Raw genomic sequence first — 16,007 nt, 5'->3', positions numbered from 1 at the left:
GATGTTTCCCTATACCCGGGTTACGCCGCTGAAGCGCAGTACAGGCCAGCCCTTTTCCCGGGCCCGCGCCGCCAGGAGAGGGTCCGGGTTCACCGCGAAGGGGAATCCCGCCTGTTCCAGGAACGGCGCGTCATAGATGCTGTCGCCGAAAAACGCGCAGCGCCCGAGGGGGATACCCGCGTCTTCGGCATGGCGCCTGCCCAGGACGACCTTGCCTTCGCCGAAGCTGTAGGGCCTGACAGCCACGGTGAACCGTCCGCCCTCTTCATGGAATCGGTTTGCGATCATGGCGTCCATTGCGAGTTGGTCGGCATAGGGCCCGGCGATGCACTCGTTCTGCGCGGTCAGGAGCACGACCCTGCATCCGTTTTTTTTCAGCAGGGCTATCAGCTCCTCGGCGTCCCGGTAAATATGGAGACGCCCGGATTCCTCGAAGAAGGCCCTGCCCATGGCCCTGAACTCATCGGCGCCGAGGGTGCCGATGCGGAAACGCTGGTATCTCATATATTCATCGATGACCATTCGCTTCCCCCGGAAGGCACGGTAGAGCTTCGCCAGCCAGGCGCGCTCAATCCAGCCCCGGAGGTCACGGCGGGACCGCCATGACGCCCAGAGGGAATCCGTATCGGCGTCGGTAATCGTCTCGTCCAGGTCGAAAAATGCCATGGCCGCGCCTGATAGCATTTCCAGAATGTCGGAATTTTTCATCATCACACCGGGTCGGGAATCTTCACTCCAGAGAGATACATCTGGCAAAGATGGGCTTATAATTCAAGGATTTTTATGCGTTGCCGCCGGTTATTCTCACTCGTCCACGATGAGGGACATGGTGTGGAGATCCCGAACCATCCGGTCCAGGTCGCGGGACTGTTCCGACAGCTTCCGGGCCCCCTCGGAGTAGACCTGGGTGATCTCGTTCAGGCTGGTGATGGATTTCACGATTTCGTTCATGGACGTCTTCTGGTCGGTCATGGACTGGTTGATCTCGTCGGACATGGTCATCACGGCCCCCGCCTCCTCGTTGACCCTGCGGTTGATATCCTTCTGGTTCTCCATCTGCCGGGATATCTCCCGGATCTCGGCGCTGATGGCGTTTACCCCGGTGATGATCTTCATCATGGTGGCCACCGTGGCCTCCACGTTGGCCATGCCGCGGCCGATCTCCTCCACGTTGGCCTTGATGAGGGAATCGATCTCCTTGATGCTGGCCGCGGTCTGGTCGGCCAGCTTCGATATCTCGTCCGCGACCACGGCGAAGCCCCTGCCGGCCTCGCCGGCCCGCGCAGCCTCGATGGCCGCGTTCAGGCTGAGGAGGTTCGTCTTGTCGGAGATGTCGCCGATCATGCCCACGATGCCGGTCATCTGGCCGGAGCTCTCATTGACCGTGGTGAAGCTCCGGCTCATGGCCGAGAGGACATCGCCCCCGCGGTTCGCCACGCCGGACACCTCGTCGGTCAGGGCGAAGGCCTTCTGGATCCGGCCGGCCATCTCCCGGATGGTGCCGGAAAGGGTCTCGATGTTCCCCGTGAGGGACATCATGCTGGTGTACTGGCGCACCACGCTGTCTGAAACGATGTCGACGCCGCTGGAGATCTCCTCCGACGTGGCGGTTATCTGCTCGATGGCCGACGCCTCGCTCTGGGACTGAATGGAGAAAGAATCGGATTCCCGCGACACCTCGCTGGAGCTCACCGACAGCTTTTCAGAAACGCCCTTGATCGAGTCGAGGAGGCCCCTGATGACCCGGTACTGGTCCTCGTTCTTCCGGGCCGCCTCCTCGGAGCGGTCAAGGGCCGTTTTATTGATCTTGAATATCTGGTACGAGATGAGTCCCACAAACACAATGGCAATGGAGCTGTCGACCAGGTAATCGATGACGGTGTTCTGGTCCAGTTTGAATCTATCGGACATGAAAAGCACGAAAAGTATGAATATGACAAGATTGGCCGCCGCATAAAGAAGGATAACGAATTTTTTTCTGGAAACGACCAGCGGCGTCAGGACTAGGATACCGGGAATATATACAATAGTATCCAGGACAACAATGGGGCTTTTACTATCATCCAGATAAAGCGAAGCCCATACGGCCAGAAGCGAGATAATCAGCACCATATGCGACGCTATGCCGTATTTTCCTTTTTTGAGGAAATATATGGCAACGATGACTATAGCCATGACCAGGATAAGGGGGGCATTGATTTCGACGGCCGTCTGCCCGGTCACCATGTTCATGATTATCACAATCGGCACTATGCTGAAGACAATGAGGGATATGGTGAGAATGATCCTCGCCTTCTGTTTGAGAATATAACTCGAGTCGTTATAGATGCCAAGGAAATAATCATTCAGTTTGGAAAGCATAACACCCTCGTTGATAAGCATGAAATCCGGATTTTCCCGTTACATTAACTATCGCCGAACGGATTATAATGGTACAAATAATCCAAAGGTCAACTCTTTTATTTGATAATACAGTTCCAATTTGGAAGGATCAACGATTATTCCGATCTTCTCACCACGATAACGGTGCAATCGTCGCCGGGCCCCTTCGTCCCGAGAAAGGCGTTGAATTCGTCAAGGATATGGTCCAGCAGCTCCCGCGCGGATCCGCGCGGCCCCATGGCGAAGAATCGCTTGATGCGCTCCGGGCCGAACCGTTCCCCGCTGACATTGACGCTCTCGTCAAGGCCGTCGGTATACAGGAGCAGGGCGTCGTCGCCGCCCATGCGGAACCGCACCACGTCGAAATCCCCGCCGATGGCGTCCTTGCCGAGGATGGATCCCCGCTGGTCCCGGTCCGCCGGCTTGACCGCGCTGACCGCGCCCGTGGCGGCCCGTCGAATGAGGAGGGCGTGGTGGCCGGCATTGACGTACTCCACGCGGTCATCACGGAACCTGAGGACGATGCCGCTCAGGTAGTTGTCGACATTGCTTATTTCCGATTTGAGATCCGCGTCCACCTTCTCCATGATCCTGCCGAGGCCGGCGCCCTTCATCTCCAGGAAGTTCCTGCCGAGGATCGATTTTGCCAGGAGGGTGAAGATCCCCGCGGCTATGCCGTGGCCGGAAACATCGAAGAGGGAGAGGCCGGCAAGCCTGTCGTCAACAAGGTAAAAATCGTACAGGTCTCCCGAAACCTCCGCCTTGGGCACGTAGGAAAAGGCGATATCCCACTCTTCCGACGGGGGCGGCTCCTTGGGGAAAAGCCCCTCCTGCACTTCCGCCGCCATGGCCATGTCGAGGGACGCGATCCGCTGCGCCTCCTCGAGCTCCGCGTTGGTATGGACCAGGCGGTCATTGATCGCCTCAAGCTCCTCCATGGCGGCGTTGAGCTCCTCGGTCCGCTCGATCACTTTCTGCTCGAGGTTCCTGTTCAGCTCAGCCACCTCCCGCTGGAGCGTCACGAAGCGGCTCATCAGTATCTGCGCCATCGACAGGATGATGATGATATAGGCGTATTCCACGACATAGATGAAAGGATACACCGCGGCGCCCACCAGCACGTCATTGATCGCAGCGATGAAAAAGAGGACAAAGGAAACGAGGAGGGGCAGGATCTTCCTGTTCCCCCCGATGTAATCCTTCACGATCAGGTAGAGGATCCAGACATAGCCCGCCATCATGGAGACATACTGCACCCGGTAGATGATGCCGGGATCGACTTCCCGGTAGGTGATGTCGATCAGGTCGTTCAGCTTCACCTGTTTCAGCATCGGATTGTCCAGCGAAAGCGTAAGCTCGTTCCTGACGACGAGGCCCAGGATGAAGATGACGAGAAAATAGCCGGCGATGACGTAAAACATCCTGCCGATCGCATAATGTGAAAAATCGAAGAGGAACCAGAGCACCGCGATGCTCAGCAGGGCCAGGGCCGCGAACTGGAGACGCTGCCAGAACATGCCGTCGGCCAGGGTCGGGGCGTTGTAGAGCCCCCCGCAGAAAAGGTCATAGGCGGCTACGATGAAGCAGGTCACGGCAAAGGAGCGCTGTTCCTTTTCCGATCTTCTCTTGAAATACATCCACAGATAGTAGAATCCGACATAGAACGAAACTGCTGCGGACATAAAAACAGGCACAGATAACCAGTTCACGGATTCGCTCCTTCCGATGCGGCGTTTATTATTGGCATATCGGCAGAGGCCGGGGCGACTGATGGCGCCCGGTCCCCGTCCCGCCCATCGTGGACGGGATTTCTCCCAGTATATCGATCGGTCACGATGATGATACTATATAGTATTTAAACCGCGTTTATCCAGATAACTCCGAACGGCGGTCATGGCCCGGGAATAACGACGCCGGCGAAGCTGTCCCGGAGCTTCTCGACGGCGGTCCTGAAACGTCCCGAGAGCCTTCCCTCCCGCGCCGCGAGTCGTATGCCCAGGGCCATGTAGGCGGTGCGCATCGATATCTTGTAGGTGCGGGAAAGCCGTATCGTCTCCACCGTGGCCCACCGGAGAATGAACTTGAAGGCGTAGTCATATACCCGCTCATCCACCTGCCTCAGCGCCCCGGTTTCGGCCCCGGGATGGAAGAGGCCCACAAGGTTATGCACGATGGGATGGACGAACCCCTCCCGGTGCAGGCGACCGTACCCGAAGACCTGGATAAGGCCGTTGAGCCACTCCAGGTACGAGGCCAGGACTCCGCCGGAATTCGCCAGGATGTCGGGGAAGGAAATCCTCCCCATTTCCGAAAGAACATCCTCGGCATCGGCGGTCACCGGCCCGTTGGCTCCCTGGAGGACATACTCCCCCTCCAGGCCCTTCACATTAACGGTCCTGCCGCGGTGGTCGTCGCGGTTGACGATGACATCCTCGAGAGCCGACGGCACCACGACGTTCACCACGGCCGACAGGGGGCGCACCGTGTCAGCCGGAAAGAAGCGGCTCCGGTCAAGGATATCCAGCGGCGCGTCGGCGAGGCGGAAGGTCCCGCCCTTGCAGAGGCCGTGGAGCGTTGAAATCCCCTCGATGCCGTGCTCGTTGGCCAGGGTGCCGCTGACATCGGAAATCATCTTAATCGTGCCGCCTATTTGATCGATCAGGCCGGCGAAGGAGGCCCCTACCTTGCCGAAGCCCTGCACCGCGAAGGTGAGCATCCTGATGCGGCGGTGGGCCAGGCGGTAAAAATCCTCGTCAGAGGATATGGCGTCATTCACCCGGGCCGGGTCCGACCAGAGGGAGGCGTCGCCGTAATCGCCGTAATTCTGCTGCGTCGCCAGGACCTCCACCAGGCCCCGGCCGGTGGCCCCCGCCCGTATCCGCAGTCCCCGCGCGCCGGGCTTCCCGGTTATGGAGGCAGCGGTATATCCTTCAAGGCTGTCGCGGTCCGTGGCGAGGGTCCGCACCGCGGCTTCGGACCCGGTATCGATGCCGAAATGCTCCTGTAAAATGCGGCCCTCCGGCGACCGCGGTGAGATTTCCCCCTTCACGATGCGGTTGAGGTCACGCCCGGCGTTATCGGTGATGCGGCGGAACATGATGCCTATCTCTTCGGCGCCGATGCCCACGTCCCCGGCCGGCACGTCGGAGAAAGGGCCGACCCCGGCCCTGTAGTAGAGGAAATCGGCATAGGCGCCAAGGATATTTTCCCGCGCAGCCGCGCGCTCCTCCGCGGGCAGCTTATTGAGCCGCAGGTCCCCTAGGATGCCCCCCTTGCCCGCGGCGTACAGGGGGATCCCCAGGCCGAGGGTCTTGAAGAGCATATTGGTCGAAAGAGCTCCCTCCCCCGAGAAGGAAACGTGATCGGCGTCGGCCCGGATCCCTCCCTTGCCTATGCCCGTCCCGCTGATGCGGATGAAGAGGTACTGCACGCCGGTCAGGGGCTCCCGGTAATCATCGTAATATATATCGCGGAAGGTGATGAGGTTAATGATCTCTTCGTCGGTGAGGGCCCGGGCGGGACGGTCCGGCTCCCGCTCAAGGGGGACCGTGGAGGCGGTCATGATGTTCTTCAGAGTGGACCAGTAATAATCGTTCTTCATCTCCGCCGTGGGGTTCAGGAGATAGTGCTTGATCAGGCCAAAGGCCTTCTCGCGGATGTCACGGTTCCTGTCGTTCAGGAGATACACCAGCGGGATGAGGTACTCCTTCTGCTTGTTCTTCTGCATCAGCTCGATCAGGTCGAGCTTTTCATAGTCCCTGGCGCCCCTGATGCGATCGAGGAGCTTCCTGATCTCGCCCACCGACACCGGGGCCGACTGCAACAGCACCAGTCGGTTGTACAGCTCCCCCTTCAGGAAATCCTCCACCTCGGGCGAGAGCATCGCCGCGTCGATGCAGGTGATGAGGGCGACAAAGGCCCGGTCGCGGAAAAAAAACATCTCGAAGTACTGCCGGTTGATGGCGATGCCCCGGCGCTCGAAGATCCTGTTGATGGTGCCGAAGTTCTCCTGGAATTTTTCCAGGGGAAGCCAGAGCCGCACCAGCTTTTCGGCGGCCCGGTCCTCCACCGGGTCCGGGACGACGTCGATGGAAAGGTCCTCGTCGTTCCTGATACGGGAGCGCATCCCGAGCCAGGGCAGGAAATAATTCTCGATATTGTTCTTGCGGGTGTTCACGAGCCCCCGGGAAATGAAGCCGCGGCCGCAGGAGTTCACGAATTCCCTCATGTCTTCAACGGCGATGGCGGGCTCATGCCCGCGGAGCCCGTCAAGCATGAAGGCCACGGCCCTGTCTCCCTCGTCAGTATTGACGGGCACGGTCTCCTCCCCTTCAAGGATGTAGAGCCTCCGGATGTCCCTGTTCTCGGGATGGAACGAGATCAGGTATGAGTAGAGGCGGAACCGTGTGGAGGGCTCATCGCGCATGATCCGCTCAATGGCCGCCGTGGTCTTCCTGACCAGGTCGGTCGTATCCGATATCAGGAAGAGGCGCTTGCCGGCAAAATCGCCGCGGACATCGATATTCTTGTAGCAGCCGTCGGCGCCGCAGCGCTCCTTTTCCTGGTAGCGGTTGTGCTCCAGGAGGAACGATACGTCCTCGATGCCGAGGGAAAGCTCATCCAGGTCACGGGAAAGGTACGGATAATCCCACGAATTGATCTTTTCCGCCACGCTTTCTATTTCGTGGATGATCGATTCCGGAGATAGATCGGAATGGCCCACCATGTGATCAAAGAGCTTCTGCACATCCTTGTCCGATATGAGCCTGGACTTGATCCTGCTCAGCCTTTCTTCGTATGGTCCAGTACTGTTCTGCTCCATCATGATCGCACCTCCCGATACCCCGCGCACAGCGCGGGATCTTCTCTACTTCTGCCCCGACAGGATCACGGGCGATTCCCTGAGAAGAATCGCCAGGGCAATATTGATAACCGCCAGGACGATAAATACCGTCATGAATTGGATCATGCCCGCCACGTTCATGCCGACCACGAAAAGGATGCCGGAAATCTGGCCCGCAAGGAGGATTATCCCCTGGGAAAGGGACTCCGGCGCGGGAAAGCTCACTTCAGCAGCGTACTGGAACCCGACAGGACCGGCCCCGCCCAGCAGGAAAAATCCCACGACCGCGGCGGAGGCCATCATCAGGCCGTAGCTTTCGGCTAAGGCCAGGCCGGCCAGGCCGGGCGTCATGAGGGCCATGCCCAGCAGGATGAAAAGCTTCCGCTTCCGGAGCTTGTCGGACAGGGTCGGCAGCACCACCGCGCCGATGATCCCGGAGATGAACATCACCCCCATGATCATCCCCGTCTGCTCCGTGGTGAGCTTCTTGATCTCGCAGATCTGATCGATGCACGTGGTGATGGCGTTGAACATGCCGAGACCGATAAAGAAGAGCCCCAGGACGATCCGCATGTCCCTGTGGCTCATGATATGCTTGAAACCGTCGCGCGAGAGGAGGCGCTCCTCGGCGCCCTGCTCCGACGGCGGCGTGGGCGGCTCCTCCCGCACCAGCGCCAGGAAGAGCACCGCGATCACCGCGGATACGACGCCCCAGGTCATGAGCATCCCGGAGAGATCGTAGGTCTCCCCGCTCTTCACCACCAGGTAGGGCGTCACCATGCTCACCACTATGAAGCCCACGTACTGGGCGAGTGTTCCGAGGCCCACGGCCGTAGCGCGCTCGCTCAGGGGGAACCAGTTGACCGCCACCCTGGTCACGGCGTTCAGGATGAAGGGCTGGGCGATGCCGAGCCCGACCTGGCAGACCACCATCATGGGATAGCTTGTAGCGAAGATCCCCTTCATCAGGCCGAAGACGCCGGTCAGGGCCGCGCCGATGCCTATCCCCTTCCTGATCCCGTACCTGTCGATGATATACGACGCGGGAATGCACATGATAATGAACAGTACCAGGAAGATAAGCGCGAGAAGATCGATATAGATCCCCTCGTCGCTGCCAAAACCGTATGCCGCCCTCGCCTCCCGCGCGATGGGCGCGAAGGACAGCCACTGGATCTCGATGGCGACGGTGATCAGGAAAAAGACCGCCAGCACCACCCACCGGTAGCCGTACACTTTGAATTTCATATCTTCAGCCATCTCGTTTTATATCCTCCCTTGATATGTGTGTTGAAAGCGCGGTCGCGAGACCGCGCTTTCCGATGCAGCCCCTAGTCTTTCTTCACCTCGATATGCTTGAAGAGCCGGTCGAACCGTTCAAGGGCGTCGTCGATGACGTCGTCGGTATCGGCCATGCTGGTATAGAGACGGCTCCCGGCCAGGGTAATGATCCCCTCGGCCATCATGGCGGCCCCCATCTCCTCCATGACCTTTTTCCGGATCCCCACTTCCTTGAAGATATTGGGATTCTTGATGTCCATGAGCATAGCGGCGCCGGTCTCCATGTGGCAGATGGAGCCGTGGTTGAAGGCCACGAAGGGAAGCTTGTTGCGCTCGAAGATATCCGCCAGCCCCTTGGTGAGCCTGTCCCCGGCCGCCCCCGCCTTGACAGGAGCGCCGGTCTCCTCGATCGCCTTGATGCAGTAGTAGCCTGCGGCGCAGGACATGGGATTGGCGGAGAGGGTGCCGCCCACCATGGCGCGCTTGCCCCCGGGGCCGCCGCCGATGCCCGCGGCGTAGCAGAGCATGACGTCCTTGCGGCCGCCGACGCCGCCCGCGCCGGGGTAGCCGCCGGCCACGCACTTGCCGAACACGGTGAGATCGGGCTTCACGTTGAAATAGCCCTGGGCGCCGCCCAGGCCGATGCGGAACCCGGTGACCACCTCGTCGAATATCAGGAGGGCTCCGAAGCGGTCGCAGAGCTCCCGCACCTTCTGGTTGAAGTCGCGGAGCACCGGCCTGGTGCCGCTTTCCGGTCCGAGGGGCTCGAGGTAGACCGCGGCGGTGCCGCCGTCCTTCTCGTTCTCCTCCATCCGCTTCTGCAGGCCGTCGATGTCATTGGGGAAAATCTCCTGGGTGAACTGGTATGCCCCTGCCGGTATGCCGTGGGCATCAAGGGGACCCACGCCGGGCACCCTCATGCCGAACACGAACTGGTCGCTCCATCCATGGTAGGCGCCGCCGATCTTGATGAGGTATTTCTTGCCGTTGAAGCAGCGCGCGGCGCGCACCGCCGCCATGCAGGCCTCGGTGCCGCTCATGAGCATGCGGAACATCTCCACCGACGGCATGTTGCGGTGGATGATCTCCGCCAGCTTCAGCTCGTATTCATGGAAGAGGCCGGTCACCGGTCCGCTCTCCTTTATGACCTCGATGACCTTTTCCTGCACCGGCCGGTAGTTGCTGCCCAGGAGGGTCGGCCCCCCGGCCTGGAGAAAATCGATGTACCGGTTGCCGTCGACGTCCCAGAGATAGGCCCCGTCGGCCCTGGTGATGGCCAGGGGGAAGGGATAGTTGAAGGCCAGGTTGTGCTGCACGCCGCCTGGGATCAGCTCCTTGGCGCGGCCGATCATCTCCTTGGACTTCACGCACTTGTCATCGAAGTATTTCAGATATTCCTGCATCTTATCCCGCGCCACCTGGTGTATCGGCAGCTCGTTGGCCAGGTGATACAGGCGCTTCTGGAGCTCCTCAGTATCGGGCCAGTGGGATATTCCGTATTGTTGTGTGGTTGCCTTGTTCATGATGTTTCTCCTTTTGTAAATAAATAATATCTTTTCCGCCCTCATCCCCCGGCCCCTTCTCCCATTAAGAATTGAAAAAAGGAGAAGGGGAGAATGAACCGAAGCCCTCTCCTTTTTCACAATCTCAATGGGAGAGGGCGCGCCGGAGGCGAGGTGAGGGTCTATTTTTTATCCTGTTACCCTTTCATCTCTTCCCTTCGCTTGATCTCCGCGTCCTGCTTGGCCGCCACGATCTTCCCCATCATCTCCTGGATGTTCTGGGGCAGGACGCCGACCTCTTTCCCGGTGGAAAGGGCCAGGCAGTACACGTGGGCGGACTTTTCCAGGAGCTCCGCGCAGCGCTTCGCCTTCGCGAGGTCCGGCCCCAGCGCCAGGGCCCCGTGGTTCTGGAGGAGGTAGCAGTTGCTCCGATTCCCCAGCTTCGACTTCACGTTCTCAATGAGCTGGGGGCTGCCGGACAGGCCGTACGGCACGACCTCGACAAGGGCGCCGATGGTCATGGAGACCTCGTCGAAGAGCGCCGGGATCGGCTGGTTGAGGAGCGCGAACACGCTGGCGTAGATCTGGTGGGTGTGCACCACGGCGCCGGCATCGGGCCGGTTTTTATACACCGCGATGTGCATGGCCGTTTCCATCGAGGGCTTCAAGCCGTTATCCTCGACGGGCTTCAGGTCGAAGTCGACGACGCAGATCTCGTCAACGGTCATGCCGTGGTATTCCCGCTGCGACGGCGTCACCACGACCACGTCCTCGTTCCCGACCCGCATCGACACGTTGCCGCCGGTCCCCTGCACGTATCCCTCGCGGACCAGCTCCATGATGCAATCGAAGACCTGTTTCTTATAGATATCGTATTTTCCCATGGCTTTATCCTTTAACTGGTTTCTTTAATTCCCCCGCCGCCGAAGGCGGCGGGGGAATTATTACATGTTATTTATTCAAGCTCGCGAACAGCTTCCTGTTCCTGTCATAGAGTTTCTTGAACACCTCAAAATGCCCGTCATACATGCCCTTGAGCTCCTTTCGCGGCTCATAGGTCTTCACCGACGGTATGAGCTTCTTCGCCTCCTGGAAGGACTTATAAAGCCCCAGGCCGACGGCGCACACCACCGTGGCGCCGATGGTGCCGACGTTCTGCGTGTTCGCCACGGTCTCGATATGCCGGCCGGTGATGTCCGCCATGATCTGGCAGCCCACCTCGGACTTGGCGCCGCCGCCCACGAAGCGTATGCTTTCCCGGCGGGGTATCCTTTTCTCAAGGGCCTCCAGGATCCACCGCTTGTGGAAAGCCATGCCCTCAAGGACCGAACGGATCATCTGGCGCTTTCCCGTGTCAAGGGACAGGTTGAAGAAGATGCCCCGGGCGTAGGGATCCTCCCGCGGCGAGCGGTTCCCGTGGAGCCAGGGCGTGAAGATCACGCCGCCCGACCCCGGCGGAGTCTGGCTGATGACCTCGTTCAGGAAATCGAAGAGGCTGTCATACTCCTGGGTCTTGTCGACGACATGCTTGGCGTCGAGATACATGCCGATCTCATCAAGGGCCATGTGGTCCCGGACCCACTTGAGGCAGGCCCCCGACGTTTCCTGCTCCCCGGTGAAATTATATATGCCGGGCATGGCCCCGAGGATCGACGCGCAGAAATTCGTGACATCCACCATGCGCTTTTCAACGTTGGCGCTGACCCAGCCGGAGGTGCCGATGTAGATATGGGCGTCATGGAGGTCCAGGCATCCCGATCCGACGCCGGTGAGGGTGACATCGCCGCTGCCGGCAAACACAGGAAGCCCTTCGGCAAGACCCATCTCGGCCGCCGGCCCTGGAAGAAGGCTCCCCACGATATCGGTGGAATCCACGACAGGCGGAAGATGGTCCATGTCGACGTCAAACTTTTTGCACAGTCCCTTGTGCCACCCCAGCTTTCCCGGCCGGGTATCGTACAGGAACGTGAGGTGGGCCGAGTCTTTGGACATGCTGTACTTCCCGGTGCACCGGAGTATCAGGTACTCTTTTACATCGAGCCATTTATGGGCCCGTTTGAAGATCTCGGGCTCGTTGTCCTTCACCCAGTGATATTTCCAGAGGGGGTCCTTGGCCGTACCGGCCAGTCCCCCGGTGATCCTGAGCCAGTTAAGGGCCGTCAGGGCGTTCCACTTCCCGTCGATTTTAATGAGGCCGGTATTAAAATAACGGTCGAGCTGCTCGACGGAACGGCCGTCCATGTAGTTCATCGGATTCCTGAGGACCTTCCCCTTCTCGTCCACGAGGACCAGGCTCTGCATCTGGGCGCTGAAGGTCATGGCCTTGATCTGCTTGGGCTTTATTTTTGACCGCTTCATGACGGTTTTCGTGGCGGCGCAGATGGCCATCCACCATTCGTCGGCCTTCTGCTCAACGCCGCCGTCCGCCACGGTATAGAGGGGATATTCGACCAGGCTTGAATCGACCAGCTCTATGCGATCGCTTATGCGATAAATGCACGACTTGTTGCCGGTAGTTCCGACATCATGGGTAACAACATACGTTTCCGCCATACTCTATTTCCCTCATGTTATTATTGGAAATTCAAGCCGACCACCGCGGCAACTCAACCGACCTGATAGCGCCGTTAGATCACGCTGTACTGTTTTCGTTGCTGATTCATATATACCATGAAAACAGGCCCGGGTCTTATCAAAAACAGACCAATCAGAAAATGAAAATGTGGGGGGGTTTAAGGGGCTCCGCCCCTTAAACCCCTTCCTTATTACTAATCCATGTCAATGAAAAGATCAATACTAAATATCACCCATTATTAAAATAATCAATGAAATGATTTTTTATTGACAGAAATAAATTTTATATCATAATCATTATTACCTATTGGGTAACAGATTTAAATATTTATCGCCCGCCGCCTTTACTGGGACACAGAAGGAACAGTTTGCATGATTAAAAACATAACAATGTTTTTCCTCTCCCCCTATGCCAACGCGCCGGTGGAGACCAGGGAAAAGGCGAAACTCTTTCTCTATTTAATCACATCAAGCCTGGCATTCATCACAATTCTTTTCATCGTTCTCAATACACTGATGGAACTCACCGTGACCAACTACATCATCTTCGGATTATGCCTGGGCCTTGTCGTCAGCCTTACCCTTCTCAGAAAAGGCCGGTACCACGGAGCGGTAAACTTCTTCTCGCTCTTATTCACCGCGGCCATCATCTTTCTCGGTTTTTACGGACAGATCGGACGCGGCCGCATCGACTATATCACCAATTTCTATTTCTTTCCGGTTATCATCATCTATACCGCCCTCTTCTGCCGCCCCTCCTGGATCATTTTCACCACGACCCTCCTGCTGATCTGCGGCGTCGCCTCGTACCTTCTCAATTATTCGAATCCCATAGGCACACAATTCATGCCCGTGGCGCAGAGCGCCCTGGTGGACTACACCAGCTCCGTTGTCCTGACCCTTCTCCTGTGCGTCACCATCATCAAGCTCAACGGAAAAATCACCGAGGCCGCGCGCCGGGAAGAGCATACCAGGGAGCTCCACGCCGAGCTGGAGATCGCGCGGCTCATCCAGTCGAACCTCATGCCGGAGACTCCCGCGGGGGACCCCCGCATCAGCATATTCGCCACCTACATCCCCATGGAGGAGATCGGCGGCGATTTCTACGATTTTCACTCCTCCGGCGACGAGCTTCACATCTTTATCGCAGACGTGTCAGGCCACGGCATCCCCGGCGCATTCATGGCGCTCATCACCAAGGTGGCCCTCCTGCACGCCATCTCCGGGGCCGGCGCCACCACGGAGGTGCTGCACCGCATCAACGAGGTCCTCTGCGACTGCACGGTGATGGGGAATTTCGTGTCCTGCTTTTACTGCCGCATTGACAAGGCGGCGAAGACGATCCGCTATACCTCGGCGGGTCACATCCCGCAGCTCCTGTACCGGAGGGAGGACAGCAGCTTCCGGGAGCTTTACTCGAAGGGCATGGCCATGGGGTGGGCCGGCAATATCGCCTTGAACGAGGAGACCATCGACCTGGAGGCCGGGGACCGCCTGATCCTCTTCACCGACGGTGTGACCGAGTGCATGAACGCGCGCCGCGAGATGTACTCCGACACGAAGCTGCGCGATTTCATCTCGCGGAACCGGGACCTCCCGGTGGAGGCCTTTTCCAGGGGACTGATCAAGAGCCTCGTTGACTTTTCCCGGGACGAAACCTTCAACGACGACCTTACCCTGATAACCATCGACATCAATTAAGGCGCCGTCACTCCTTCTCGCCGCGGTACTTCGTGGGGGTCACGTTCATTATCTTCAGGAAGGCCCTGTTGAAGGTGGGCAGGCTCTCGAAGCCGACGGAAAAGGCGATGTCGATGATGTTCGCGTTTGTCTCGCGGAGCTTCCGCGCGGCCTCCATGACCCGGAGCTCGTTGATGAACTCGCTGATCTTCTTGTTGGTGTAGACCTTGAAGAATCTCCCAAACGAATCCGGATGCATGTTGAGGGACGCCGCCAGCCCCTCCCGGGAGATGTCCGACCGGTAATTTTCCCGTATATAGGCGATGGCCTTCTTCATCTTCTCCTCGATGGCGGGCGTCACCGACTGCTGGCGCACCGCCACGTTCCGGTCGATCATGCGCTGATAGAGATAGGCGTTCTCGATGGCCGAAGCCGCCTGGGACACGTAGAGGCCGGCTATCCGAATGTCGCGCTCCGTGAACGTGTCCAGGGCTACCGGCCGCTGCATGCAGCAGACGCCAATGGCCTTCCCCCGGAGATTCACCGGCACCAGGAGGGAATGGCGGCCCCCCGCGGCGCCCGGGCCGGCCGGGTTCCCTTCCGCGTCATGACGGTTCATGATCAGGGGTTGGTTCTCCCAGAGGACCCGTTCCGCCGCGCCGGCGATCCATGGCTGCCCCGGCTCCTCTCCCAGGTCCGCGGCGCGGTCAAGCCTTCCCGCTTCATCGATCATGAACAGGCACGACGTTGCGGCGCCGACTATCTCCGCGCCCTTTTCCAGGGAGCGCTTCAGGAGCTTGTCGATGTTGGTGATGATGCTTATGTCCTGGCTCAAATTGCTTCCCGGCGCCGGCAGCTCCTCCGGTCCCTCGCCGCCGTCAGGCGGGCGGGACGAAGGCTCGCCGGCAATCTCCGCGTAGAGGCGGTGGGTTATCTCGCTCAGGAAGAGCTCCATGGTGCGGTCGTTCACCTTTTCCTCCAGCTGCTGGGTCAGCTCCTCCACCTCGCGGTGCAGGTCGATGAAGCGGTTCTGGAGCACGGAGGCCATTGAGAAGATGATGAACATGTAGGCGTATTCGGTCAGATAGATGAAGGGATACACCCCGGCCCCCACCATGACATCATTGACCGAAGCGGCCAGGAACGGCACCATCGAAGCCACAATGGGGCCCACCCGCGGCTTCTCGTCGTTCAGATAGTGGTAGATCATGACGTAAAAAAGAAAGAGACCTATCAGGACCATGGACACATACTGAAAGGTATAGATGATGCCGGGGTCCACCTCGTTATAGACGATGCCGATACCGCCCAGGTCGATGGCCTTGACATAGGGCCTGGACACAGAAAGTGTCCATTCGTTCCTCACCGCCAATCCCAGGACAAATAGCAGAGAAAGCCAGGCGGTGATGACGATGAAGGGCACCCGCGACCTGAACCCGGTGAAGTAGTAGAGGAACCATGACACGGATATGGTGAACACGCCCAGGGAAGCGAACTGGAAACGCTGCCAGAACATTCCCTGTTCCGGCGAGGCCGCGTTGTAGAGACCCGCGCAGAAGATGTCGTAGAAGGCTATGGATATGCAGGTGACGGCGAAGGCGAGGTTTTCCATTTCCAGCCGCCGCCGGACAAACATCCAGAAATAGTAGAATCCCACGTACAGGGAAACGGCGGCCATTATGACCGCAGGAATCGATACCCAGCTCATCGAGCACCTCGATCGATGTTTGTAACCGGCCTTATCA

The 16,007-nt window shown here is 58.8% G+C and carries 10 protein-coding genes; 1 reads left to right on the top strand and 9 read right to left on the bottom strand.

From position 1 onward, the window contains the following. Window positions 1–9: 9 nt before the first annotated feature. The 8 genes from KA369_13010 to KA369_12975 all read right to left on the bottom strand — a co-directional run bounded on the left by KA369_13010 (window position 10) and on the right by KA369_12975 (window position 12,561). Entirely contained in the window at window positions 10–711 is a 702-nt protein-coding gene (locus KA369_13010) for an HAD family phosphatase (protein MBP7736889.1), read from the bottom strand. A 93-nt stretch (window positions 712–804) separates the two neighbouring features. Beyond that, a complete protein-coding gene (locus KA369_13005) occupies window positions 805–2,361 on the bottom strand; it encodes a hypothetical protein (protein ID MBP7736888.1) in 1,557 nt (518 codons plus the stop codon). Between the two features lie 137 nt (window positions 2,362–2,498). Next, on the bottom strand, window positions 2,499–4,091 hold the full coding sequence (locus KA369_13000; GenBank protein MBP7736887.1) for a SpoIIE family protein phosphatase: 1,593 nt from the start codon (window positions 4,089–4,091) through the stop codon (window positions 2,499–2,501). A gap of 182 nt (window positions 4,092–4,273) precedes the next feature. Beyond that, a complete protein-coding gene (locus tag KA369_12995) occupies window positions 4,274–7,207 on the bottom strand; it encodes a Glu/Leu/Phe/Val dehydrogenase (protein MBP7736886.1) in 2,934 nt (977 codons plus the stop codon). Window positions 7,208–7,249: 42 nt separating this feature from the next. Next, window positions 7,250–8,485 (bottom strand): MFS transporter, encoded by a 1,236-nt coding sequence (locus tag KA369_12990; GenBank protein ID MBP7736885.1) that lies wholly within the window; start codon window positions 8,483–8,485, stop codon window positions 7,250–7,252. A 71-nt stretch (window positions 8,486–8,556) separates the two neighbouring features. Next, window positions 8,557–10,029 carry an aminotransferase class III-fold pyridoxal phosphate-dependent enzyme gene (locus KA369_12985; GenBank protein ID MBP7736884.1) on the bottom strand — a complete coding sequence of 491 codons (1,473 nt, stop codon included), beginning with the start codon at window positions 10,027–10,029 and terminating at the stop codon, window positions 8,557–8,559. Window positions 10,030–10,205: 176 nt separating this feature from the next. After that, window positions 10,206–10,892, bottom strand: a complete 687-nt coding sequence (locus KA369_12980) for a class II aldolase/adducin family protein (protein MBP7736883.1) — start codon at window positions 10,890–10,892, stop codon at window positions 10,206–10,208. 67 nt (window positions 10,893–10,959) lie between these two features. Then, window positions 10,960–12,561, bottom strand: coding sequence for an FGGY-family carbohydrate kinase (locus tag KA369_12975; protein ID MBP7736882.1), 1,602 nt, complete (start codon window positions 12,559–12,561; stop codon window positions 10,960–10,962). A gap of 393 nt (window positions 12,562–12,954) precedes the next feature. On the opposite strand from KA369_12975, the gene KA369_12970 reads away from it, so the two are divergent. Beyond that, entirely contained in the window at window positions 12,955–14,283 is a 1,329-nt protein-coding gene (locus KA369_12970; GenBank protein ID MBP7736881.1) for a serine/threonine-protein phosphatase, read from the top strand. A gap of 7 nt (window positions 14,284–14,290) precedes the next feature. On the opposite strand, the gene KA369_12965 is transcribed toward KA369_12970, so the two are convergent. Then, a complete protein-coding gene (locus KA369_12965; protein ID MBP7736880.1) occupies window positions 14,291–15,970 on the bottom strand; it encodes a helix-turn-helix domain-containing protein in 1,680 nt (559 codons plus the stop codon). Window positions 15,971–16,007 lie beyond the last annotated feature (37 nt).

It is taken from the genome of Spirochaetota bacterium, from assembly GCA_017999915.1.
GTDB lineage: Bacteria > Spirochaetota > UBA4802 > UBA4802 > UBA5550 > RBG-16-49-21.
This window is presented reverse-complemented; position numbering and strand designations above follow the sequence as displayed.